Here is a 22,133-nt window from a genome sequence, read left to right as displayed (position 1 = left end):
GGCACGCTCGCGCATCGTAGGCAGATCTGTCTAGGGTCGTCGCGGTTCCGCGGCGAGTGGCGGGGACCAGAGGCCGGTGGCGGTGCCGGTTTTGACGTGGTGCTCGTAGATGACGACCTTGTCGTGGATCACCGCCAGGCAGGCGCGCAGGTCGTCGATCCTGGCCTCCACCTGGCGTTCGTGTTCGCGCAGGAGCGCCAGGCGGTCGGGCTCGTTGCCGGGGCCCTCGCGGACCAGGTCGGCGAAGCGCTTGACGGTGGCGATCGGCATGCCGGACTCGCGCAGCCTGTTGCACAGCAGGAGCCAGTCGACGTCGGACCGCTCGTAGGCCCGCTGACCGCCGAGGGTGCGGGGGATGTCGCGCAGGAAGAGGCCCTCGCGCTCGAAGAAGCGCAGGGCGTGCACGCTCAGGCCGGTGACCTGTGACACCTCGCCGATCGTCAGGGACATATGGGCCTCTCCTAGCTTGACCTAGAGCACACTCTAGATTTTAGCCTCCTCCACATGACGACATTCGGGGCATGGAGCACGGCCGACGAAGTGCTCACCGGGATGGACCTGCGGGGTTCCAACGCGCTGGTGACCGGCGGGTACTCGGGACTCGGGCTGGAGATCACACGGGCGTTGAGCCGCGCGGGGGCGCGGGTGATCGTGCCCGCCCGGCGGACTGACCTGGCCAGACGGGCTCTGCTCGGGACCGGGCGGGTGGACATCCTGGCGCTCGATCTGGCGGATCTGGCGAGCGTCAGGGCGTTCTCCCCACCGGTCGCCACTCTCGACATCGTGATCGCCAACGCGGGCATCATGGCCTGGCCGGAGACCCGGGTCGGGGACGGGTGGGAGGCGCACTTCGCGATCAACCACCTCGGGCACTACGCGCTGGTCAACCACCTGCGACCGGCGCTGGTGCCGGGGCGGACGCGGGTGGTGTCGGTGAGCTCGTCCGGGCATTTCCTGTCCGGCCTGCGGTGGGAGGATCCGCACTTCGAGCGCGGGTACGACCGGTGGCTGGCGTACGCGCAGTCGAAGACGGCCAACGCCCTGTTCGCCGTACACCTGAACCGGATGGGGATCCAGGCGCATGCCGTACATCCGGGGAGTATCCTCACGCCACTCCAGCGGCACATCTCGCGCGAGGAGCAGGTGGCGCAGGGGTGGATCACGGCCGACGGGCGACCCGCGGAGGGGTTCAAGACGCCCGCGCAGGGCGCGGCGACCGCGACGTGGGCGGCCACCTCGCCCGCGCTCGACGGGCTCGGCGGCACCTACCTCCAGGACTGCGCGGTCGCCGCGCCCGCGACCACGGACGACATGCTCGTCGGCGGTGTCAAGCCGTGGGCCGTCGACCCGGTCGGCGCCGCGCGGCTCTGGGAACTCTCCGCGAAGCTGACCGGCATGGACGTCTTCACCTGATCGGCCCCGTTGAGTCGCGCCACGGCGAGGGCGCACAGGCATGGAGCCGGGCTCCGCCGGCGACGTCAGCCGCCCAGGTACGCCCCGCCGTTGACGTGCACGACCTGGCCGGTGATGTGACCGGCGCCGGAGGATGCGAGAAAGGCGATCGTGGCGGCGACGTCGCCGACCCGACCGGCGCGTCCGTTCGCGGTCTGGGCGAGCAGCGCCGTACGGCGCTGCTCGCCCAGCCCGTCGCCGAAGAACTCGGTCTCCTCGACCAGCCCCGGCGCCACGACGTTGGCGGTGATACCGCGACCGCCGAGCTGAAACGCCAGTTCGGCGTTCCAGGCGAGCACCCCGGCCTTGGCCGCGCCGTAACCCGCCGCGCCCTTGGCCGCGGCGATCGATCCGAGGGTGACGACACGGCCTCCGTCCGCCAGCCGCGGCGTGAGCGCCGTCGTCATCAGCACCGCGCTCACCAGATTGGCCTCCAGGTTGGCCAGCCAAGCCGCCCGCAGCCCCGCCAGGCCCGGGTCCCCGGCACGCCCGAAGTCGGTGTTGCCGCCCGCGTTGTTGACCAGTACCTCCACCCTCTCCGGCAGCTCGGGCAGCGCGGCCTCGATCTCGGCGGGCACCGTCGCGTCGAACGGCACGGCCCGCACCCCGTCACCCAGCTCGGCCACCGCTCTGTCCAGGACGTCCCGGCGGCGGCCGGTGATCACTACGTCCAGCCCGCCGGCTGCCAGAGCCGCCGCCGTAGCCTTCCCGATCCCCGTGCCGCCACCCGTCACCACGGCCGTACGTGTCATCTTCAGACTCCTTGTTTAGACCTAAACTTCTCCTTGTACGATAGGCAACGTGACCCAGCACAGCAACCCCGACGCCGTCGACGAGATCCAACTGGCCTGGCGCCGGGAGCGCCCCGGCACCCCTGTCGCGTCGATCGGGATCATCACCCGCGTCTGGCGCGCCGCCAAACTGCTCGGCGACGAGCGCCGCCGCACGCTGGCCCGGCTCGGCATCGACGGTGCCACCCTCGACCTGCTGTCCACGCTGCGGCGAAGCGGCCCGCCGTACACCATGACCCCGGCGGAACTGAGCACCTCCTGCCTGGTCACGGCGGGCGCCATCAGCCAGCGCGTCACCCGCGCCGAGAAGGCGGACCTGGTGCGCACCACACGAGGCCCGCGCGGACGCACCCACACCATCACCCTGTCCGATGCCGGTCACCGGCTCGTCGAGGACACCGTTGACGCCCTGCTGACCCACGAAGACGCCCTCGTCGCCCACCTCGACGAAGACCAGCGCGAACTCCTGACCGACCTGCTCCGCCACCTCCTGGACGGCCTCACCGAACACCTCAACGCCGACGAACGCCCCGGCCAGGTCGGCGACGACGCCCCAGGACCGTAACCGCTCCCGAGCCAACGGCGTGGACGAATCCGGCCCGGTCTGTCCCGAAACCCTGTCGGACACCTCCGCCCCGGGGCCTTCTTCAGCCAGCCCGCCAGGTGAGCTCGAGGTAGGCCGGGCCCATCGTCAGCTCTGCGCGATGGGAAGCACAGGCGTGGACCTCCTCCGCAACGGTCCTGCCGCAGTCCGACCAGTTGTCACTGGTCACCGTCGAGGATGCGGCGCACCCAGTCCAGGGTTCCCGTCCGTAGTGCCTCATCAGCCAGGCGCTTCGCGCTCGGAGTCCTGAGCGCCGCAAGGGAGCTGTCGATCCACGGCTGAACGTTCTGGTGACCTTGCTCCCGGTACTCGGTTGCCTGGATGAGGCACTCCAGCTTGTCGGCATCACGGGCGCAGACGGCTTCGAGGCTGGCTTTCTCCTCGTACTCACCCACCACCCTTTCGATCATCTCCGCCACCGGCTCGGGCAGGCCGCGCACTTGATCCGCCGTCACCTGCTCGTTGGGCGTCGCCTTGAGGTAGCGCTTGCCGATGTACGGGATGTCGGTGACGCGGCTCTCCTGGGTGTCGTGGAACAGGCTGAGAAACGCCGCCCGCTCAGGGTCGGCTCCCTCCAGGGCTGCGATCACGCCGGCGATGATCGCCGTGCGGAAGGAGTGGTCGGCGACGCTCTCCGGATCACGTACCCCCGCGATGAGCCATCCCGTGCGCTTGTAGCGCTTGAGCAGCCCGATCTCATGCAGAAAGCCGGTCAGCCTCGTCATGTCGTCCGACACCAAGGTCTCCTCTCAGCCTCGACGAATCATGCGCAGAGCGTAGACGACCGCCTCCAGCTCTCACCGCGACTGCTGCGACAGGCCGTTCTCGTCCAGCGCTCGTACGGCCTCGCCTTCGAGAGTCTCCGCCACTGATGCGCCACCCACCTGCCGCGGTTGTATCCCCGGAGCGCTGGCCACCTGCCCACGGCTGCGCCGCGCGGCCCGCGGCTACACCGCGCGGTCCGCCGAGCCGTACGGCGTGGTGGGCGACGCGGTGCAGCCGTCCCCGCAGGGCCTCGTGAAGGTGGAATGGGAACTGCACATCCCGCCGGACGGCTTCCACCGGCTGGAGTACACCCTCGCCAAGCAGCTGCTCGTGACGCTGGAGGACCTTCAGCCGTTCACAGCGTGAGCGGTCATCCCCACACTTTGCCGGGGCGCCCGTGGAACCAGCCCACCCGTATCCCGTGCCGGGACAACGCCCGGGGGCCTGGGCTGTTCAACCGACCCCTTCAGGCGCGTCGCGCCCCTACGCGCCCTTCACCCACCGTGCCCGGCCCACACCCGGGGACCGGGGGCCGGAAGACCTCCGGCAAGGGGTGTGGGGGAGCTGGGCTCCCCCACACCAACCAGCCCGGAGCGAAGCGACAGCCCATGCCCTCAGAGCTTTTCGAGGGGCGCGTACGCCAGCAGCAGCGTCTTCTCTCCCCCACTCCCGAAGTCGATCTTGACCTTGGTACGCTCGGCCACCCCGTCCACCGACACCACCGTGCCCAGGCCGAACGCGTCGTGCGTCACCCGGTCGCCCGGCGTCAGGTTCGGGACCGCGCGAGAGCTCTTCTTGGCCGGGGCCGGGGTCGGGTCGCGGCGGACCGCGGCGGTCCTGGCCGACTTCTCCGGGTCGGTACGCCAGTCGAGCAGCGTCGCCGGCACCTCGTTGACGAAGCGGGAGGCGGGGTTGAAGGACGGGGCGCCCCATGAGCTGCGTACGGCCGCGCGCGTGATGTACAGGCGCTGCTGCGCCCGCGTGATGCCCACGTAGGCCAGGCGGCGCTCCTCCTCCAGTTCCTTGGGCTCGCCCAGGGACCTGATGTGCGGGAAGACCCCGTCCTCCATCGCCGTCAGGAACACCACCGGGAACTCCAGGCCCTTGGCGGTGTGCAGGGTCATCAGCGTGACCACGCCCTGGCCGCCGTCGGCTTCGGGGATCTGATCGGCGTCGGCCACCAGCGAGACCTGCTCCAGGAACTCCACCAGCGTGCCCTCCGGGTTGGCCTCCTCGAACTCCTGGGCCACCGAGATGAGCTCGTTGAGGTTTTCCAGCCGCGACTCGTCCTGCGGGTCCTCCGACGCCTCCAGCTCCGCGCGGTAGCCCGTGGCGACCAGGATCTCCTCGGCCAGCGCGGACGGCGGGACGCCCTCGGCCTTGGCGATCAGCTCTTCCAGCATGGCCACGAACTCGCGCACCGCGTTCAGGGAGCGGGTGGCCATGCCGTAGGCCTCCTCGGCGCGGCGCAGCGCGTCCCAGAACGTGATGTTCTCCCGGGAGGAGAGCGCCTCGACCATCGCCTCCGCGCGGTCGCCGATGCCGCGCTTGGGTACGTTGAGAATGCGGCGCAGCGACACCACGTCGGCCGGGTTGGCCAGCACGCGCAGGTACGCGAGCAGGTCCTTGACCTCTTTGCGCTCGTAGAAGCGCACACCCCCGACCACCTTGTACGGCAGGCCGGTCCTGATGAAGATCTCCTCGAACACCCGCGAGGCGGCGTTGGTCCGGTAGAAGATGGCCACGTCGCCGGGCTTGACGTCTTCCTCGTCGGACAGCCGGTCGACCTCCTGGGCGACGAACATGGCCTCGTCGTGCTCGTTGTCGGCGACGTACCCGACGATCTTGGGGCCGTCACCCTGGTCGGACCAGAGGTTCTTCGGCTTGCGGCCCTCGTTGCGGGAGATGACCGCGTTGGCGGCGGCCAGGATGTTCTGGGTGGAGCGGTAGTTCTGCTCCAGCAGGATCGTGCGCGCGTCGGGATAGTCGCGCTCGAACTCCAGGATGTTGCGGATCGTGGCGCCACGGAAGGCGTAGATCGACTGGTCGGCGTCACCGACCACGCACAGCTCCGACATGTCGGACCCGGTGCGGACCAGTTCGCCGTCCGCCGTCTTCAGCTCGGGGTGGCCGACCAGCTCCCTGATCAGGATGTACTGGGCGTGGTTGGTGTCCTGGTACTCGTCGACCATGACGTGCCGGAAGCGCATCCGGTAGTGCTCGGCCACCTCGGGGAAGAGCTGGAAGAGCGTCACCGTGTTCATGATGATGTCGTCGAAGTCCATGGCGCCGGCCTCGGTCAGCTTGAGCTGGTAGGCCTTGTACGCCTGGGCGAGCGTCTTCTCCAGGTGGTTGTTCGCCCGGTCGATCGCGGTCTCGTAGTCGATGAGCTCGTTCTTGTAGTTGCTCACCTGGGCCGAGAAGCCGCGCGGCGGGTAGCGCTTCGGGTCGAGGTCCATCTCCCGGCAGACCATCGCCATCAGCCGCTGCGAGTCGGCCTGGTCGTAGATCGAGAAGCTCGACGGGAAGCCCAGCCGCTTGGCCTCCTTGCGCAGGATGCGCATGCAGGCGCTGTGGAAGGTCATCACCCACATGACCTTGGAGCGGGGGCCGATGAGCTTGTCGATGCGCTCCTTCATCTCTCGGGCGGCCTTGTTGGTGAAGGTGATCGCGAGGATCTCGCCCGGGTGGACCTTGCGCTCGGCCAGCAGGTAGGCGATGCGGTGCGTCAGCACCCTCGTCTTCCCCGATCCCGCGCCCGCGACGATGAGCAGCGGGCTGCCGTGATGGATCACGGCCTCGCGCTGCTGCGGGTTGAGGCCGTCGAGCAGTGGGTGGTCTAGAGAGACTTGGGTCGGCACGCCCCTAGGTTAGGACGCCCCACCGACAATCGTGACTCGGAATGCCGACTGGGGCCCTCTGGTTGTGCCCATGGAGAGATCGGAAAGGGGATGTCATGCTGGCGGAGAACCAGGTCAACAGGGTGCTGGTGGTCACCGCGCACCCGGACGACGCGGATTTCGGCGCGGCCGGAACGGTGGCGCTCATGGTCGATCGGGGCGTCGAGGTCACCTACCTGCTCGTCACCGACGGCGACGCGGGCGGCAACGAGCGCGCCCAGGACAACGCCGGCATGGCCGAACTGCGCCGCTCCGAGCAGATCGCCGCCGCCAAGGCGGTGGGCGTGACCGACGTGCGCTTCCTCGGCTACTCCGACGGCACCGTCGTGCCGTCCTTGGAACTGCGGCGCGACATCGCCCGGGTGATCCGGCAGGTACGCCCGGACCTGGTCATCACACACCATCCCGACCGCAACTACCAGTTCGTCGCACCGAGCCACCCGGACCACCGCGCCGTCGGCGGGGCCACGCTGGACGCCGTCTACCCCGACGCGCGCAACCCGTACGCCTTCCCCGAACTGCTGCGCGACGAGGGCCTGACGGAGTGGACGGTGCGCGAGGTGTGGCTCAACGGCGGCTCCGCCCCGAACCACTGGGTCGACATCACCGACGCCCTCGACCGCAAGGTGGCGGCGCTGCTGTCGCACGTGAGCCAGGTGTCGCACCGCGAGGGATTCGAGGCTTTCGTCCGCGAGCGCTTCCTCCAGAACGGCGCCACCGCCGGCCTCCCCACCGGCCGCGCCGCCGAGCCCTTCCAGATCGTTCCCACCTCTTTTTAGGGCCATCTCTTACGGCGCAGCCGCCCCCACCCCCACCACCGCACAGGGCTGAGGGCCTCCAGGGAGACGCTTCCGACCCCGCACGGGGCCGGGCACCGTAACGGCGCCCCCTTACCCACCCGACCGGGAACCCAGACCCAGGCACAACTACCCGGCCAACAACGCGCCCACGAGCCGGAGGCGCGAGTGCGCAGGTGGCCCACGAGGGCGGAGGCGCGAGTGCGCAGACAGCCCGTGGAGCCGGGTCGCTGGTGGGCGGGTTGTCAGGTGGTGGGGGTTTCCCGAGGGGCCGGGAGCCGGGTGGGCAGGCGGGTTGACAGGCGGGCGAACAGGTAGCCCAGGGAGTTCGTCGCCAGGTGGAGCAGCACCGGGGCGGCCAGGCCCGCGTGGCGGCGGAGTTCGCAGAAGGCCACGCCCGCCACCCCCGTGGACACCACGCTGCCCGCCACCACCCGTGCCGTGTCGAGGTGGTTGGGGGACTCGGCGGCGGTCAGGGCGCCCAGGGCCGGGTTGGCCTTGGCCATGTCGATCGACGGCAGGACGTGCCACAGGCCGAACACGGCGGAGGATCCGGCCGTCGCCGCGGCGGTGCCGTGACGGCGGCGCAGGGCGGCGTACAGGACGCCGCGGAAGCCGACCTCCTCCAGCAGCACGGTGCCGAACGGGACCTGCACCAGCGCCTCTTCGAGGACTCTGGCGCGGGTCAGGGACAGGGCGCGGTCGTCGTGGAACAGGGGGCGGGTCTTCGGGTGGGAGATGCCCGCCGTGTAGACCACGGCCACCGCCGCGAACAGAACCCCACCGGCCACGGCACCCCTGCGGCCGTGCTGGAAACCGAGCTCCTCCCAGGTCAGCCCGGACCTGCGGGCCATCGCGACCAGCGCCGCGGTGGCGGCGGCGGAGGTGATGGGGCCGAGGCGGGGGGCGATCCGGTTGTTGAGGATGTTGGCCGCGGTGAGCACGGCGAGGGAACGTAGCAGCACCACTGCAGGCTAACTGGCGGCCGGACTGTGCCAGCCCGCGGGAAAGCGGGCACGACGGCGCTCGTCCGGCGTCATCCCGCCCCAGATCCCCTCGGACTCACCGGCGCTCAGCGCGTAGTCGCGGCACTGGTCGAGCACCTGGCATCCGGCGCAGACGGCCTTGGCCCGCGCCTCCTGCCCGGGGCCCGGCGCGAGCGGGAAGAACAACTCAGGATCGCTGGTACGGCAGGCTCCCCTGCGCAGCCAGCTGATCTCTCCCAACGGCATGGCACCACGCTAGACCGGGTCGGCGCCGGCGCGCATCATCCCGTGGTCGTACTTCTCAGCAGCCGCCTACTCCATCGCGGTACCCGGCGGCGAAGGAGGCTTGGCGCTGCTCGGCCGTACCGTGTGCCTGGGGGTTGAACCAGTCCTCGTCGGGGTCGCCGGCGGCGGCGAGGTTGAGCAGGAGCTCTTCCTCGTCACCGGGTTCGGCGCGGAGGGCGCCGGACTTCACCAGGGCCGCGAGCGTGCCACCGGCGTAGCAGTCCGCCTGGAGCTCCTGCTGCACGTTGAGCTGGAACGACGTTTCGAGCTGCGCCTGTACGGCATGCCCGAACTCATGCGGGATGATCAAATAGACGGAACCGTCGCCCATCTCCTCCCACAGGCCGCGCATCCACCGGGCGTCGTAGGCGATGAAGTGGCCGGCCGGGCAGTAGAAGGCGTTGTTCGGCACGGACGGCTGCCCGCCGCACCTCGGCCCGCCCTCGCCCTCGTAGGCCACGAACTCCGTGACCGGCCGGTACGTCCGGCCCAGCGCGGCGAACTGCTGCTTCCAGTACTCCTCGCTCAGCACCCGGGCCGAGTTCACGTCGTCCTCGAAGGTGTCCTTGCCGGTGGCGTCCATGGACGGGGCACGGACCAGGCCGCAGGCGGTCAGCAGCGCCAGCAGCACGACGAGCGCGAGGGGACGCTTCACGTGGTTCACAATGCCCAAGTGTGCCCGGGTTCACTCTGCGGATTCGCCGCCAGTGCCAATCTCAGGCATTCGGCCAGATCGTCGAGGTGGCCGGCGCCCTCCAGGAAGCGGGCGAGGGCGACGGCCAGGCGGCAGCAGTGCTCGGCGCGGCCCTCCGCCGCGGCCTGCCGTACGGCGGAGACGAGGCCGGGGCGCTCGCTCTCGAACCAGTCGGCGGGGTCGCCGACGGCCACGCCCTTCGGCGACCAGCGTCCTTCCGGCGGGCCGCTGCCGCCGCCGAACCGCAGCCCGTTGGCCTGGTCGGCGAGCACGAGCCAGCCGTCGAGCAGCCGTCCCAGCGCCTCGGCCCGCTCGTCGCCGCCGGCCCGCCGGGCGGCGAACGCGCGGACGACGTCCTGCAGCCGGTAGCGCGCCGGTCCGGTGCGCTCCAGCAGTTGGGCCTCCACCAGGCGTTCCGCCAGTTCCTCCGCTTCGGCGAGGTCGGCGTCAAGGAGCGCCGCGCACACCCAGGGCGCGAAGTCGGGGGCCTCGACCAGACAGGTCAGGCGCAGCAGCCGCTGGGCGGCCTCGGGCAGCCCGGCATAGCCCAGGCCGAGCACCTCGGCGGCGGGCCAGCCCAGGGCCGAGATCACCTCGGAGTCCTGTCGCCCGGACCGCCGCTCGCGATCCGGCCGCTCGGGTCGCGGGTGCTCACGGTCCGAGTGCTCGGGTCGCGGGTGCTCGCGGTCCGAGTGCTCGTGTCGCGGGTGCTCGGGGTCCGGCCGCTCGGGTCGCGGGTGCTCGGGTCGGGGGTCCCGCTGGATCGCGTGGCCGGACAGGCGGTCGGCCATCCAGCTCACCCGCAGCCGGGGCTCGGCGTCCAGGCGGGCCGCGGCCACGCGGATGGCCAGGGGTGAGCCGCCGCAGTGCCGTACCAGATCGCGGGCCGCGGCGACCTCGGCCGCCACGCGGCCCGCACCCGCGACCTTGGCGAGCAGCGTCATCGCCGGGCCGCTCTCCAGGGGTGCGAGCTTGACCAGCGAGAGGCCGGCGCGGGGCGTGCTCGGGCGGCTCTGGCGTACCCCGAAGCCGGACATCCCCGCCCAGGCCGGCCAGATCGGCCGGGCCGGGAGGGGCCCGGACCCGGGCGGCCCGGCGGTCGCGTCGCCCAGACCGGAGCGGAAGGCCCCCTCCGCCATTCCTCCCGGTTCCGAGCGAAACGCCTCATCCGCCAGACCTCCGAGTCCGGGCAGAACGGAGCCCGCCGACATCCCGCCCAACCCCGGCAGCCGGGAGCCGCCGGTCAGTTCGTCGAGGCCGGAGCGGCTGGTGATGAGCACCGCGCAGCGCGGGGCCTCCGGCAGGAGCGGGCGGGCCTGCGCGGCGTCGGCCACGTCGTCGAGCACGATCAGCGCGCGCCGCCCGGCGAGCTTGTTGCGGTAGAGCTCGGCGCGTTCCTCGACCCCGTCGGGCACCGCGTGCCCGGGTACGCCCAGCCGCCGCAGGAACCCGGCCAGCACCTCGGCGGGCCCGCTTCTGCGCAGGCTGGCGAAGAGCTGGCCGTCGGGGTAGCGGCTGCTGACGCGGTGCGCGACGTGCACGGCGAGCGCTGTCTTGCCGATGCCCGCCTCCCCCGACACGACGGCTCCCGCCTCGCGGCTCAGCAGGGCGGCCAGCGCGCCGGTCTCCTCCTCGCGCCCGGTGAAGTCGGGCAGGTCGGCGGGCAGCCGGCCGGGCCGTTCCGGGACGCCCGCCTCGCCGCGCAGGATCGCCGCCTCGATCTCCAGCAGCCGCTCGCCGGGCTCGAAGCGGGCGCGGGCGCCTTCCAGAGCGATCAGCGCCTCGCGTTCGCGGCCGCAGCGGGAGAGGGCGATCACCATCTGCCCCCACATGCGCTCGCGCAGCGGGTGCCGCGCGACGAGCACGGCCAGCTCGTCCGCGACGGCCACGTGCTTGCCGAGCTGCAGCTCCAGGTCCAGGCAGTCTTCGAGTACGGCGAGGCGGCGCTCGTCGAGCCGTTCGACCTCTCCGGTCAGCGGCCCGAGCTCGATCCCGTCGAACGCCGGCCCGCGCCACAGCGCCAGCGCCGAGCGGTAGCGCCTGCTCGCCTTCCAGACGTGCCCTGCCCCCGCGAGGGCACGTCCTTCGTCGGCCCGCGCCAGGAACGCGAGCATGTCCAGCTGATCGTCGGCGACCTTGAGGAGGTAGCCTCCCGGGGTCGTCACGATCGTCTTCGGGGACAGCCCGACGTCGGTCATGAGCCTGCGCAGACGTCCCACGCAGTTCTGGGCCTGCCGCCGTGCGGTGGGCGGCGGCCGCTCGCCCCAGGCCAGCCTGACGATGGTGCCGATCGAGACCACCTGGTTGGCGCGCAGCAGCAGCAGAGCGAGGAGCTCTCGCTGGCGCGGTCCTGGGGGCTGCGCCAGCCGTTCACCCATCGTGATCTCGAGCGGGCCGAGAACGCGGAACATGGCGCTCAGCCTCACCCATCGCCCCCGCCCCGGTCACCCTCTTTCGACCACAACCGAAAGACCCTGCTTATGACACCGATATGACGCAATTTCTGGTCATAATGGCGGCACGATCCACCGAAGAGGCCGGTCGCATGTTACGCATTCACTTCACCGGGGACGACCTCGCTCGTACCCGCCTGGCGTCCTCCGCCGATCCGCTCTGGGAGACGGTCTTCAGTCTCCATCGCCTGTACGGCCGGCGGGGCCGTACCTTCTTCGCCGACTGGCTCACGCAGGTCGCCCCGCGGCTGTCCGCGGAACCGCTGGGCGGGCTGCGTTCGCTGGCACCGCCCCGGCCCTACTTCCCCGACTTCCTCACGCCCGGCAACGGGGGCACGCTCGACGACGGGCTCGACAGCCTGCTGTCCACGCCGGGCACCAGGGTCAGGGACGAGGTTTCCAGGCTGCCGGGCCGTACCGGCTGGGCCAGGGACCTCGCGCGCGCCGACGCGCAGGCGATGGACGAGGTCGCCGGCGCGCTGCGCTCCCTGCACCGGATCACCGTCGCCCCCTACTGGGCCCAGGTGCGCAACCACGTCGCCGCCGACCACGCGCGGCGGCTGCGTGCCTTCCACTCCGGCGGCGTCGAGGCGGTCCTGCACAGCCTGCGGCCGATCATGCGCTGGCAGCCGCCGGTCCTGCACGTGGAGTACCCGGTCGACAGGGACCTGCACCTGGGCGGGCGGGGGCTGCTGCTGATCCCGTCGTGGTTCTGCTGGGGCACGCCGGTCAGCCTCGCCGACCCCGGCCTGCCGCCGGTGCTCGTCTATCCCGTGGAGCACCGGGGCGCATGGCTGCTGCCCTCGGGCGACGCGGCGGACGACGCGGTCTCCGGGCTGCTCGGCCCCACGCGCGCGGCGGTGCTGCGCGCCACCAGGAGCGCGCGCTCCACGACCCAGCTCGCCCGGCTCCTGCACATCTCCCCCTCCTCGGCCAGCCAGCACGCCTCGATCCTGCGGGCGGCCGGCCTGATCACCAGCAGCCGCGAGGAGAACTCCGTCATGCACACGATCACCGAACTGGGCGAGAGCCTGCTCACCTAGACGGGCCAGGTGTGGACGGGTTCGTTGGTGTGCATGCGCTCGATGTACTCCAGCGTCATCCTGCGCAGCGCCTCGTGCCGGTCGCCGCCGATCGCGTTGACCTTCTCCACCTGCCACGTGGCGCCCGTACGCCCGGTCAGGCAGCGCCCCTCGATGACGCCCAGCAGGCGCTCGGCGACCGCCTTGTCCACGCCCCAGCGTTCGAGCCCCTCGTGGGCCATCGGCAGCAGGCGGCGCAGGATCAGCTCGACCGCCGGCACCTCTCCCGCGCCCGGCCAGTAGAGGCGGGCGTCGATGCCGTGCCGGGCGGCGGTGTTGAGGTTGTCCTCGGCCGCGGCGAACGACATCTGGCTCCAGATCGGCCGCTCCGCATAAGGCAGGACGGCCATCAGGCCGTAGTAGAAGGCGGCGTTGGCGGCGACGTCGAGGACCGTCGGGCCCGCCGGCAGCACCCGGTTCTCGACGCGCAGGTGTGGCGTGCCGCCGACCACGGCGTAGACGGGGCGGTTCCAGCGGTAGATGGTGCCGTTGTGCAGGGTCAGCTCGGGCAGGTGCGGGATGAGGCCGCGTTCCAGCAGTTCGCGCGGGTCCTCGTGCTCGACCAGCGGCAGCAGGGCGGGGAAGTAGCGGACGTTCTCCTCGAACAGGTCGAACACGCTGGTGATCCACCGCTCGCCGAACCACACCCGCGGCCGCACGCCCTGCTCCTTCAGCTCGGCCGGGCGCGTGTCGGTGGCCTGCTCGAAGAGGCTGATCCTGGTCTCGCGGTGCAGTTCCTTCCCGAAGAGGTACGGCGAGTTCGCCGCCACGGCCACCTGTGCGCCGGCGATGGCCTGGGCGGCGTTCCAGTGGGCGGCGAAGGCCTCCGGGCTGACCTGGAGATGGAGCTGGACGCTGGTGCAGGCGGCCTCGGGCGCCACGCTGTCGGCATGGGTGTCGAGCCGTTCGACGCCCTCGATGAGCAGGTGCAGGTCCTCGCCCCTGGCCGCGAAGATCTGCTCGTTGAGCAGGCGGAAGCGCGGGTTGGCCGACAGCGTGCCCTCGCCGATGTCCTGCTCGCGCAGGGTCGGAAGGATGCCGATCAGGACCAGGTGCCCGCCCTCCGACCGGGCTCTGGACTCGGCGTGGTTGAGGCGGGAGCGTACGTCGTTCTCCAGGGCCAGGGCGCCCTCGCCGTCCAGCCCCTGGGGTTCGATGTTGATCTCGATGTTGAACTGGCCCAGTTCGGTGGCCCAGTCGGGCTGGGCGATGGCGGCCAGCACCTGCGCGTTGCGCATGGCGGCCTCGCCGTGTTCGTCGACGATGTTGAGCTCGATCTCCAGCCCGGCGAGGGGGCGTTCAAGCTCGAAGCGGGATTCACGCAGCATCTGGGCGAAAACATCCAGACATCGTCGTACTTTTTCCCGATATGTCCTACGGTCTTCCCGGCTGAACACGACGACTGGCACGTCCCTGCCCATACCTCGAAATGTCGCACGATCTAGCCTCAAACACCAGCCCACCCCCAGGCAGCACCACACCACAGGCCCCACCCCGGCAGTACCGAGCCACAGGCCCCGCGCCCCGACAGCACCACGTCACGGCCCACTGCCACGTCACGGGCCCACCCCCGGCAGTACCGCGCCACAGGCCCGATGCCCGGCGCCACACGGCTCCCGCTCTTGGGTTACCGCCCGGCGGGTGCACCACCGCATCCGGGTGCCGCCTCGTGCCGTTGGGTGCCCCTTTCGCCCTGGAGGTCAGACCAGGCGGCGGGCGGTGGCCCAGCGGGACAGTTCGTGGCGGTTGGACAGCTGGAGCTTGCGCAGCACCGAGGACACGTGCGTCTCCACGGTCTTCACCGAGATGAACAGCTCCTTGGCGATCTCCTTGTACGCGTACCCACGCGCGATCAGCCGGAGCACCTCCCGCTCCCTCTGGGTCAGCGAGTCCAGTTCGGGGTCGATGGGCGGCGCCTCGGACGAGGCGAAGGCGTCCAGGACGAATCCGGCCAGCCGGGGCGAGAAGACGGCGTCGCCCTCGGAGACGCGGCGGATGGCGTCGGTCAGCTCCTTGCCGCTGATGTTCTTGGTGACGTAGCCGCGGGCACCGCCCCTGATGACGCCGATGACGTCCTCGGCGGCGTCGGAGACCGACAGGGCGAGGAAGCGCACCTGGCCGCCCGAGCCGAGCACGCGGCGCAGGACCTCCTGGCCGCCGCCGCCCGGCATGTGGACGTCGAGCAGCACGACGTCGGGCTCCATCTCGGCGATCGCCTTGACCGCGGAGTCGACGTCCTCGGCCTCGCCGATGACCTGGATCGAGTCGCCCAGCTCGGCGCGTACCCCGGAGCGGAACAGCCTGTGGTCGTCGACGATCAGGACCTTAATCACGCTTCGCCACCTTCATCGTCAACATCACCTCTGTGCCCTCACCCGGTTCGGTACGGACTCTCGCGCTGCCACCGTGCCGTTCCATTCTGCCGATGATGGACTCCCTGATGCCCATCCGGTCGAGCGGCACCTCGTCCAGATCGAAGCCCTTACCCCGATCCTTCACGAAAACGGTGACTTCTTCACCCTCCACTTCCGCGTACACGGAAATGGACTGGCTCTCAGAGTATTTGGCGGCGTTGACCATCGCCTGCCTGGAGGCCTTCAGGAGGGCGGCGAGCTTGCCCTCGGCGTCGATGTCGATGTCGCCGACGCAGACCACCTCGATCTGGACGCCGTGCGCGTCCTCCTCCTCGGCCGCGATCCTGCGGACGGCGGCGGCCAGCGTGGCGTCGGCGTCCTGTTTGGGCTGGTAGAGCCAGTTGCGCAGCTCGCGTTCCTGCGAGCGGGCGAGCCTGGCGACCTCGCGCGGGTCGTGGGCGACGCGCTGGATGAGCGTGAGCGTGTGGAGCACCGAGTCGTGGACCATCGCCGCCATCTCGGCCCGCTCCTCCTGCCGGATGCGCTCCCGCCGTTCCAGCTGAAGCTCTTTCCACAGGCCGGCCAGCCAGGGCGCGACGATCACCACGAGCCCGACGACCACCACGACGGTGAACAGCAGGCCGGGCGTGGCGTCCTGCAGCTCGTCCTGGGCGATGAGGAAGCCGACGCCGCCCGCGACCACGAGGACGACGCCGATCAGCGTGCGGGCCCGGTTCTTGCGGATGCTCTTGGTGCCGCCCGCGACCCATTCCCTGCGGCGGTCGGGGTCGGCCTGCTGCCAGAGGATCAGCGCGCCGATGCCGCCGATCGCGAACGGGATCATGCCGATGCCGCCCTGCGAGGCGCCGCTGATCCACCCGAAGGCGAACAGCGCCACCCCGATCGCGACGAACGCCGCGAGCTGGCTCCAGTCGCGTGAGGGAGGCGGCCCCTGGTGCTCCTCCCGCGGCGTCACCATCCACAGGACGGCATAGGCCACCGCGCCCACGCCGTCCACGGCGGACAGCAGCACGAACGCCAGCCGGATCACCACGGGGTCCAGCTTCAGCTGGTCGGCCAGCGCGTGCGCGACGCCGCCGACGAGGCGGCCGTCCATGCGCCGGCGCATGCGACGATAGGGCGCCTCGGCGGTGCCGGGCTCTGCGAGAGTCTTCTGGTCAGCCATAACACCGACATCGTCACATGTCGGCGGGGGTGCGGGCATCAGGGAACAACCCCCAGGGTCGGGTCAGGGGTGTCCCGGATGCGAGCGCGCGCGGGTGCCGTCACGATGGAGTACATGACGGAAGCTCCATCGAACGAGGCCCGGATCCTGCACCGCAGCGGTGAAGGGCGCATCCTGACCGGGGTGTGCGCCGGGCTGGGCAGGCACACGGGGATCGATCCGGTGGTGTTCCGGGTCGGGTTCGGGATCCTGCTGTTCGGCTCCGGTGTCGGCTTCTTCCTCTACATCGCGGCCTTCATGCTGATGAAGGACACGCGCGGCATGCCCGGCATGATCGAGCACTGGACCCGCCGTGACTTCGACGGCGAGGCCGTGCTGGCGATGATGACCGCGGTGCTGGCCTTCGGGCTCGGCCTCAACCTGACCACGGTCTGGCTGGCCACCGGCACGCTGGTGGTCGGTATGGTGCTGGTCATCTCGCTGCTGACCGCGCACGCCAACGGGGTGGACCTGCTCGGGCTGGCGCGTTCGATGCCGGAACGGCTGAGCCGCAGGCAGACCGCCTCGCCCCAGCCCACTCCCCCGGTGCCGCCGCACTACGGCCACCCGGAGCCTGGCCGGTCGATGGTGGACGTGGCGTTCGCGGCCGAGGCGGCGGCTCCGCCGTACACGCCGCAAAGGCCTTACACCCCGCAGAACCCCCACACACCGGACAGCGCGGGAAGCCCCCCGGAAGCGGCGGACAGCACCCTGACCCGCGAGCAGCCCGTGACCGGGCAGGAGCCCGTGACCGGGCAAGAGCCGCCCACCCGCGAAGAGCCCGGGACCGGGCAAGAGCCCGGGACCGGGGACGAGCCGCCCACCCGCGAAGAGCCCGTCCCACCGGCCGAGCCCGCCACGCACCACGAGCCCGGAGAAGAGCCGCCCACCCGCGAGGAGCCCGTCCGCTACGGCGAGCCGCTCCCCGAGGAGCCCCGCGAGCACCGGCCCCCGCGCGTCCACGCGGCGCAGGACCGGCCGCGGACCCGCGAGGAGGCCATGATGCGCGTCGAGGCGATGATGCGTGAGAAGCGCGCCGCCCGCATGGCCGGCGGCGAGCGGGTGAGCGCGCGGCCCGCGGAGGGCGTGCCACCCATCCCGCATCGCGAGGCGTTCGCCCCGCACGGCCCCTACCAGCCGCTGGACCCGGCCAAGCGGCCCGGGTACTCCCCCTACGACCCCGCCCTGTACGGCAAGCCGGTCCCGCCGCCGACGAAGAAGAAGCGGCCACGCTCCTTCATCGGCGTGATCACCGTGCTCATGGCACTCATCATTGGAGGGATCCTCGTGGCTGTCCAATCAGGGTCGGCCCAAGGCGTGAACCCGACCACCGTCGGCGCGGCGGTGCTCATCACGATCGGCGCCGGACTGCTGGTCGCGGCCTGGTGGGGACGTGGAGCGGGCCTGGTGGCCCTGGGCACGCTGGTGGCGATCGTCATCGCCAGCGGCCTGATCGTCGGCGGCCTGCCCAGCCGGGTCGGCGAATACGACTGGACCCCGCTGACGATGGCGGAGGCCAGCAGAAACTACGACGTGGGCGTGGGCGAGGGCCGGCTCGACCTGTCCGAGCTGAAGCTGGAGCCGGGCGCGACGGCGGAGTTCAACGCCTCGGTCTCGGTCGGCGAGCTGATGGTGATCGTGCCACCCTCGGCGCGGGTGGAGGTACACGCGACGGCGAAGGTCGGCGACATCACGATCGACCAGTCGCTGCGCGGCGGCGTGGACGTGGAGTTCGACAAGATACTGGCCCCGGAGACGCCGCCGAAGGGCGCGGTCTCGACGATCGTGCTGAACCTGCGCGGCGGCATGGGTGACGTGGAGGTCCGGCGTGCGGCGTGATGTGGACAAGCCGCGCCAGTTGCACAGGACCGACTGGATGGCGTTGCTCAGCGGCCTGCTGTTCGTGGTGCTGGGCATTCTGCTGGCGACCGATTCGATCACGGACGCGGCGGTGCTGGTAGCGCTGATGGTGGTCGGGCTAGGTTTTGCGGGGCTGGTGGCGGTCGTCGCGAGGATCACTCGCCGTAAGTGACCCTTGACCGGGACAAACACGGGCGTACGTTGGCGAGTGTCCGCCTTGCCCCCCTGAGAGGGAGGACGTATGCCCCGAATCACCGTCACCGTCGACGAAATCGCGTACGAGGAGGAAGTCGAGCCGCGGCTCCTTCTCGTCCATCTGCTGAGAGACCGGCTAGGCAAGACCGGGACCCCGATCGGCTGCGACACCAGCAACTGCGGCGCCTGCACGGTGCTGCTGGACGGCAAGTCCGTCAAGAGCTGCTCCGTGCTCGCGGTCCAGGCCGACGGGTCCGCGATCACCACCATCGAGGGCCTGGCCGCCAACGGCACGCTTCACCCCATGCAGCGCGCCTTCCACGAGGAACACGCCCTGCAGTGCGGTTACTGCACGCCCGGCATGGTCATGGCCGCCATCGACATGCTGCGCGACGACCCGGAGCCGTCGGAGGAGTCCATCAGGCACGGTCTGGAGGGCAACCTGTGCCGGTGCACCGGTTACTGCAACATCGTCAAGGCGGTACGGCGGGGCGCGCAGGACATGGCGGTGAAGACGCCATGACCGAGGTGGGCACGGCCAGGCGGCGCAAGGAGGACGCGCGCCTGCTCACCGGCCGTACGCAGTGGACCGACAACATGCAGCTGCCCGGGATGGCCTACGTGGCGTTCCTGCGCAGCCCGATGGCGCACGCGCGGATCACCAGGGTCGACGTGTCCGCGGCCCGCGGCCTGCCGGGCGTGATCGCCGCCTACGCCGGCGCGGACTTCGCGCAGGAGCAGGGCAGCCTGCCGTGCGCGTGGCCGGTCAGCGAGGACATCGTCATCCCCGACCATCCGCCGATGGCCCTGTCGGAGGTGCGCTACGTGGGCGAGGCGGTCGCCTGCGTGGTGGCGACCGACCGGTACAAGGCAGCCGACGCCCTGGACGCGATCGAGGTCGACTACGAGCCGCTGCCGCCGGTGCTCGACATGAACGACGCGCTGGCCGAGGGCGGCCCGAAGGTGCACGAGGCGGGCAACCGGGCGTTCACCTGGCGGCTGACCCAGGGCGACGTGGACACGGCGCTGCGGGACTCGCCGGTCCTGATCGACCGCACCTACATCCAGCAGCGGCTCATCCCGAGCGCGATGGAACCGCGGGCGGTCATGGCCGCCACGGACGGGGAGAACTTCACGCTGTGGAGCGCGACCCAGATCCCGCACATCCTGCGGCTGATGCTGGCGCTGACGACCGGCATCCCGGAGCACAAGCTGCGCGTGGTCGCCCCCGACGTGGGCGGCGGGTTCGGCTCGAAGCTCCAGGTCACCGCGGAAGAGGTGATCTGCCTGCTGCTGACGAGGAAGACCGGCAGGCCGGTCAAGTGGACGGAGTCGCGCTCGGAGGGCAACTTGACCGCGCACCACGGCCGCGACCAGATCCAGCACGTCACGCTGGCCGCCGAGGCCGACGGCCGCATCCGCGGGCTGCGGGTGGAACTGCTGGCCGACATGGGCGCCTACCTGATGCTGGTGACGCCTGGCGTGCCGATCCTGGGCGCGTTCATGTTCAACGGCATCTACAAGATGGACGCGTACGACTTCAACTGCACCGGCGTCTTCACCACGAAGATGCCGACCGACGCCTACCGGGGCGCGGGGCGGCCGGAGGCCACGTACGCCATCGAGCGGGTCATGGACGAACTGGCCGCCGAGCTCAACCTGGACCCGATCGAGGTGCGCAGGCGCAACTGGATCAGGCACGAGGAGTTTCCGTACACCACGGTGGCCGGGCTGACCTACGACTCCGGCAACTACGAGGCGGCCACGGACAAGGCGCTGGCGCTGTTCGGCTACGACAAGCTGCGGGCCGAACAGGGCGATCGGCGCGACCGGGGCGATCCGGTGCAGTTGGGGATCGGGGTCTCGACGTACACGGAGATGTGCGGCCTGGCGCCCAGCCGGGTGCTCGGCAGCCTGTCCTACGGGGCCGGAGGCTGGGAACACGGCTCGGTGCGCATGCTGCCGACGGGCAAGGTCGAGGTGGTCACCGGCTCGTCACCGCACGGGCAGGGCCATGAGACCGCGTGGAGCCAGATCGTGGCCGACGCGCTCGGCGTGCCGTTCGAGGACGTCTCGGTCATTCACGGCGACACCGCGATCTCCCACAAGGGCATGGACACCTACGGCTCGCGCTCGCTGGTCGTCGGCGGCATGGCCGTGCTGGCGGCGTGCGAGAAGGTCAAGGAGAAGGCCAGGAAGATCGCGGCGCACGTGCTGGAGTGCGCGCCTGACGACGTCGAGTTCAGCGAGGGCACGTTCAGGGTGCGCGGCACGGAGAGCGGCAAGACCATCCAGGAGCTGTCGCTGGCCACCTTCGCCGCCCACGACCTGCCCGACGGCGTGGAGGCGAGGCTGGACGCGGACGCCACCGTGGACCCGGACAACTTCTCCTTCCCGCACGGCACCCACCTGTGCGCGGTCGAGGTGGACACCGAGACCGGCATGACGAAGATCCGCTCCTACGTGGCCGTGGACGACGTCGGCAAGGTGGTCAACCCGCTGATCGTCGAGGGCCAGGTGCACGGCGGCATCGCGCAGGGCGTGGCGCAGGCGCTGTACGAGGAGGCCGTCTACGACGCCGAGGGCAACCTGCTGACCTCGACGATGGCCGACTACCTGGTGCCGTCGGCGGCGGACCTGCCGACGTTCGTCACCGACCGCACGGAGACCCCGGCCTCGTCCAACCCGCTCGGCGTGAAGGGTGTCGGCGAGGCCGGCACGATCGCCTCCACGCCGGCCGTCGTCAACGCCATCGTGGACGCGCTGCGCCCGCGGGGCGTCCACGACGTCCAGATGCCCTGTACGCCCGAGCGAATCTGGAGGGCACTGTCATGATCCCCGCGCAGTTCGACTACCTGCGCCCGGCGACGCTGGAGGAGGCCTGCCAGGCGCTGGCCTCGGACGACGAGGCGAAGGTGCTGGCCGGCGGGCAGTCGCTGCTGCCGCTGCTGCGCCTGCGCCTGGCCTACCCGACCACGCTCGTGGACATCGGCCGCCTGCCCGGACTGACGGGCGTGCACGACCGCGGCGACCACGTCTTCATCGGCGCGCTCGCGACGCACGACGAGGTCCTGCGCTCGCCCGTGGTCCGCGCGGGCTGCCCGCTGGTGGCCCTGGCCGCCGCCACGGTCGCCGATCCCGCGGTACGGCACCGCGGCACCTTCGGCGGCTCCCTGGCCCACGCCGACCCGGCGGGCGACCTGCCCGCGGTGGTCCTGGCGCTGGACGGCGTCCTGGTGGCCAGGTCGGCGCGGGGTGAGCGGGAGATCCCCGCCGCCGACTTCTTCGCCGACTACCTGGAGACGACGTTGGAGGCCGGCGAGATCCTGGCCGGCGTCAAGATCCCCAAGCTGGGCGGCGAGTGGGGCTTCCACTACGAGAAGTTCCGCCGGACCGTGCAGGCGTGGGCGATCGTCGGGGTGGCCGTGGCCGTGCGGCGCTCCAACGGCTCGATCCAGGAGGCCAGGATCGGCCTGAGCAACATGGGCTCGACCCCGCTGCGTGCCCGCGCGGCGGAGAGCGCCCTGCAGGGCGTGGAGCTCGGCGAGGCCGTACGGCAGGCCTGCGAGGAGGCGTCGGCCGACACCGCGCCGCCGGCCGACCTGCACGCGCAGCCGGACTACCGCCGGCACCTGGCCAGGGTCCTGACCCACCGCGCGGTCAGGACGGCGGCGGGAACTCCGTAGGCCC

The 22,133-nt window shown here is 71.1% G+C and carries 21 protein-coding genes; 10 read left to right on the top strand and 11 right to left on the bottom strand.

Translation table 11 applies throughout. The annotated features are described in order from the left end of the window. Positions 1 to 30 precede the first annotated feature (30 nt). On the bottom strand, positions 31 to 450 hold the full coding sequence (locus ACIBKY_RS01725) for a MerR family transcriptional regulator (protein ID WP_397093613.1): 420 nt from the start codon (positions 448 to 450) through the stop codon (positions 31 to 33). 54 nt (positions 451 to 504) lie between these two features. Between ACIBKY_RS01725 and ACIBKY_RS01720 the strand changes: the two genes are divergently transcribed. Further along, a complete protein-coding gene (locus ACIBKY_RS01720) occupies positions 505 to 1,413 on the top strand; it encodes an oxidoreductase (RefSeq protein ID WP_397093612.1) in 909 nt (302 codons plus the stop codon). A 65-nt stretch (positions 1,414 to 1,478) separates the two neighbouring features. Here ACIBKY_RS01720 and ACIBKY_RS01715 read toward each other — a convergent pair whose 3' ends face one another. Continuing rightward, positions 1,479 to 2,204, bottom strand: a complete 726-nt coding sequence (locus tag ACIBKY_RS01715) for an SDR family oxidoreductase (protein WP_397093610.1) — start codon at positions 2,202 to 2,204, stop codon at positions 1,479 to 1,481. Between the two features lie 49 nt (positions 2,205 to 2,253). Here ACIBKY_RS01715 and ACIBKY_RS01710 point away from each other — a divergent pair, with 49 nt between their 5' ends. Continuing rightward, the gene (locus tag ACIBKY_RS01710) at positions 2,254 to 2,808 is read left to right on the top strand and encodes a MarR family winged helix-turn-helix transcriptional regulator (protein ID WP_397093608.1); all 555 of its coding nucleotides are present in this window, start codon (positions 2,254 to 2,256) and stop codon (positions 2,806 to 2,808) included. Positions 2,809 to 3,005: 197 nt separating this feature from the next. On the opposite strand, the gene ACIBKY_RS01705 is transcribed toward ACIBKY_RS01710, so the two are convergent. Next, the gene (locus tag ACIBKY_RS01705; protein ID WP_397095429.1) at positions 3,006 to 3,572 is read right to left on the bottom strand and encodes an HD family hydrolase; all 567 of its coding nucleotides are present in this window, start codon (positions 3,570 to 3,572) and stop codon (positions 3,006 to 3,008) included. 253 nt (positions 3,573 to 3,825) lie between these two features. Between ACIBKY_RS01705 and ACIBKY_RS01700 the strand changes: the two genes are divergently transcribed. After that, positions 3,826 to 3,978, top strand: a complete 153-nt coding sequence (locus tag ACIBKY_RS01700; protein ID WP_397093606.1) for a hypothetical protein — start codon at positions 3,826 to 3,828, stop codon at positions 3,976 to 3,978. 248 nt (positions 3,979 to 4,226) lie between these two features. Here ACIBKY_RS01700 and pcrA read toward each other — a convergent pair whose 3' ends face one another. Further along, positions 4,227 to 6,443, bottom strand: a complete 2,217-nt coding sequence (gene pcrA, locus ACIBKY_RS01695) for a DNA helicase PcrA (protein WP_397095427.1) — start codon at positions 6,441 to 6,443, stop codon at positions 4,227 to 4,229. Between the two features lie 125 nt (positions 6,444 to 6,568). On the opposite strand from pcrA, the gene ACIBKY_RS01690 reads away from it, so the two are divergent. Further along, entirely contained in the window at positions 6,569 to 7,291 is a 723-nt protein-coding gene (locus ACIBKY_RS01690; protein WP_397093604.1) for a PIG-L deacetylase family protein, read from the top strand. Between the two features lie 263 nt (positions 7,292 to 7,554). Here the strand turns inward: ACIBKY_RS01690 and ACIBKY_RS01685 are convergent, their stop codons facing one another. From ACIBKY_RS01685 to ACIBKY_RS01670, 4 genes are read right to left on the bottom strand one after another with little or no spacing between them, the layout of a single operon-like run. Next, positions 7,555 to 8,274 (bottom strand): type II CAAX prenyl endopeptidase Rce1 family protein, encoded by a 720-nt coding sequence (locus ACIBKY_RS01685; RefSeq protein ID WP_397093603.1) that lies wholly within the window; start codon positions 8,272 to 8,274, stop codon positions 7,555 to 7,557. Between the two features lie 9 nt (positions 8,275 to 8,283). Beyond that, positions 8,284 to 8,541, bottom strand: a complete 258-nt coding sequence (locus ACIBKY_RS01680) for a WhiB family transcriptional regulator (RefSeq protein WP_397093602.1) — start codon at positions 8,539 to 8,541, stop codon at positions 8,284 to 8,286. 55 nt (positions 8,542 to 8,596) lie between these two features. Further along, the gene (locus tag ACIBKY_RS01675) at positions 8,597 to 9,235 is read right to left on the bottom strand and encodes a neutral zinc metallopeptidase (protein WP_397093601.1); all 639 of its coding nucleotides are present in this window, start codon (positions 9,233 to 9,235) and stop codon (positions 8,597 to 8,599) included. A gap of 5 nt (positions 9,236 to 9,240) precedes the next feature. Continuing rightward, complete coding sequence (locus ACIBKY_RS01670; protein WP_397093600.1) at positions 9,241 to 11,685, bottom strand: BTAD domain-containing putative transcriptional regulator; 2,445 nt, start codon at positions 11,683 to 11,685, stop codon at positions 9,241 to 9,243. A gap of 134 nt (positions 11,686 to 11,819) precedes the next feature. On the opposite strand from ACIBKY_RS01670, the gene ACIBKY_RS01665 reads away from it, so the two are divergent. Further along, positions 11,820 to 12,770: a helix-turn-helix domain-containing protein gene (locus ACIBKY_RS01665; protein WP_397093599.1), complete on the top strand. Its 951-nt coding sequence runs from the start codon at positions 11,820 to 11,822 to the stop codon at positions 12,768 to 12,770. Here ACIBKY_RS01665 and ACIBKY_RS01660 read toward each other — a convergent pair. The 3 genes from ACIBKY_RS01660 to ACIBKY_RS01650 all read right to left on the bottom strand — a co-directional run bounded on the left by ACIBKY_RS01660 (position 12,767) and on the right by ACIBKY_RS01650 (position 16,349). After that, a complete protein-coding gene (locus ACIBKY_RS01660) occupies positions 12,767 to 14,137 on the bottom strand; it encodes a glutamate--cysteine ligase (protein ID WP_397093598.1) in 1,371 nt (456 codons plus the stop codon). The genes ACIBKY_RS01665 and ACIBKY_RS01660 overlap by 4 nt on opposite strands. A gap of 372 nt (positions 14,138 to 14,509) precedes the next feature. Further along, entirely contained in the window at positions 14,510 to 15,142 is a 633-nt protein-coding gene (locus ACIBKY_RS01655) for a response regulator (RefSeq protein ID WP_397093596.1), read from the bottom strand. Continuing rightward, the gene (locus ACIBKY_RS01650; RefSeq protein ID WP_397093595.1) at positions 15,135 to 16,349 is read right to left on the bottom strand and encodes a PspC domain-containing protein; all 1,215 of its coding nucleotides are present in this window, start codon (positions 16,347 to 16,349) and stop codon (positions 15,135 to 15,137) included. The genes ACIBKY_RS01655 and ACIBKY_RS01650 overlap by 8 nt, the downstream gene beginning before the upstream one ends. A gap of 114 nt (positions 16,350 to 16,463) precedes the next feature. Between ACIBKY_RS01650 and ACIBKY_RS01645 the strand changes: the two genes are divergently transcribed. The 5 genes from ACIBKY_RS01645 (at position 16,464) to ACIBKY_RS01625 (ending at position 22,129) form a co-directional block, all read left to right on the top strand. Further along, a complete protein-coding gene (locus ACIBKY_RS01645; RefSeq protein WP_397093594.1) occupies positions 16,464 to 18,227 on the top strand; it encodes a PspC domain-containing protein in 1,764 nt (587 codons plus the stop codon). Then, positions 18,217 to 18,420 (top strand): hypothetical protein, encoded by a 204-nt coding sequence (locus tag ACIBKY_RS01640; protein WP_379625116.1) that lies wholly within the window; start codon positions 18,217 to 18,219, stop codon positions 18,418 to 18,420. The genes ACIBKY_RS01645 and ACIBKY_RS01640 overlap by 11 nt, the downstream gene beginning before the upstream one ends. A gap of 69 nt (positions 18,421 to 18,489) precedes the next feature. After that, a complete protein-coding gene (locus ACIBKY_RS01635) occupies positions 18,490 to 18,966 on the top strand; it encodes a (2Fe-2S)-binding protein (RefSeq protein WP_379625118.1) in 477 nt (158 codons plus the stop codon). Continuing rightward, positions 18,963 to 21,278, top strand: coding sequence for a xanthine dehydrogenase family protein molybdopterin-binding subunit (locus ACIBKY_RS01630; protein WP_397093593.1), 2,316 nt, complete (start codon positions 18,963 to 18,965; stop codon positions 21,276 to 21,278). Before ACIBKY_RS01635 ends, ACIBKY_RS01630 begins: the two co-directional genes overlap by 4 nt. Further along, positions 21,275 to 22,129, top strand: a complete 855-nt coding sequence (locus ACIBKY_RS01625) for an FAD binding domain-containing protein (protein ID WP_397093592.1) — start codon at positions 21,275 to 21,277, stop codon at positions 22,127 to 22,129. The genes ACIBKY_RS01630 and ACIBKY_RS01625 overlap by 4 nt, the downstream gene beginning before the upstream one ends. The last annotated feature ends 4 nt before the right edge of the window (positions 22,130 to 22,133 follow it).

Origin of the sequence: Nonomuraea sp. NPDC050394, assembly GCF_044459065.1 — a bacterium.
Lineage (GTDB): Bacteria > Actinomycetota > Actinomycetes > Streptosporangiales > Streptosporangiaceae > Nonomuraea.
This window is presented reverse-complemented; position numbering and strand designations above follow the sequence as displayed.

Bases quoted from the DNA above. Each gene is read 5' to 3' on its own strand.
- ACIBKY_RS01635 (WP_379625118.1), top strand. From the start codon at position 18,490: ATGCCCCGAATCACCGTCACCGTCGACGAAATCGCGTACGAGGAGGAA.
- ACIBKY_RS01705 (WP_397095429.1), bottom strand. From the start codon at position 3,572: ATGACGAGGCTGACCGGCTTTCTGCATGAGATCGGGCTGCTCAAGCGC.
- ACIBKY_RS01715 (WP_397093610.1), bottom strand. From the start codon at position 2,204: ATGACACGTACGGCCGTGGTGACGGGTGGCGGCACGGGGATCGGGAAG.
- ACIBKY_RS01665 (WP_397093599.1), top strand. From the start codon at position 11,820: ATGTTACGCATTCACTTCACCGGGGACGACCTCGCTCGTACCCGCCTG.
- ACIBKY_RS01660 (WP_397093598.1), bottom strand. From the start codon at position 14,137: ATGCTGCGTGAATCCCGCTTCGAGCTTGAACGCCCCCTCGCCGGGCTG.
- ACIBKY_RS01625 (WP_397093592.1), top strand. From the start codon at position 21,275: ATGATCCCCGCGCAGTTCGACTACCTGCGCCCGGCGACGCTGGAGGAG.
- ACIBKY_RS01650 (WP_397093595.1), bottom strand. From the start codon at position 16,349: ATGGCTGACCAGAAGACTCTCGCAGAGCCCGGCACCGCCGAGGCGCCC.
- ACIBKY_RS01690 (WP_397093604.1), top strand. From the start codon at position 6,569: ATGCTGGCGGAGAACCAGGTCAACAGGGTGCTGGTGGTCACCGCGCAC.
- ACIBKY_RS01645 (WP_397093594.1), top strand. From the start codon at position 16,464: ATGACGGAAGCTCCATCGAACGAGGCCCGGATCCTGCACCGCAGCGGT.
- ACIBKY_RS01725 (WP_397093613.1), bottom strand. From the start codon at position 450: ATGTCCCTGACGATCGGCGAGGTGTCACAGGTCACCGGCCTGAGCGTG.
- ACIBKY_RS01680 (WP_397093602.1), bottom strand. From the start codon at position 8,541: ATGCCGTTGGGAGAGATCAGCTGGCTGCGCAGGGGAGCCTGCCGTACC.
- ACIBKY_RS01720 (WP_397093612.1), top strand. From the start codon at position 505: ATGACGACATTCGGGGCATGGAGCACGGCCGACGAAGTGCTCACCGGG.
- ACIBKY_RS01630 (WP_397093593.1), top strand. From the start codon at position 18,963: ATGACCGAGGTGGGCACGGCCAGGCGGCGCAAGGAGGACGCGCGCCTG.
- ACIBKY_RS01670 (WP_397093600.1), bottom strand. From the start codon at position 11,685: ATGTTCCGCGTTCTCGGCCCGCTCGAGATCACGATGGGTGAACGGCTG.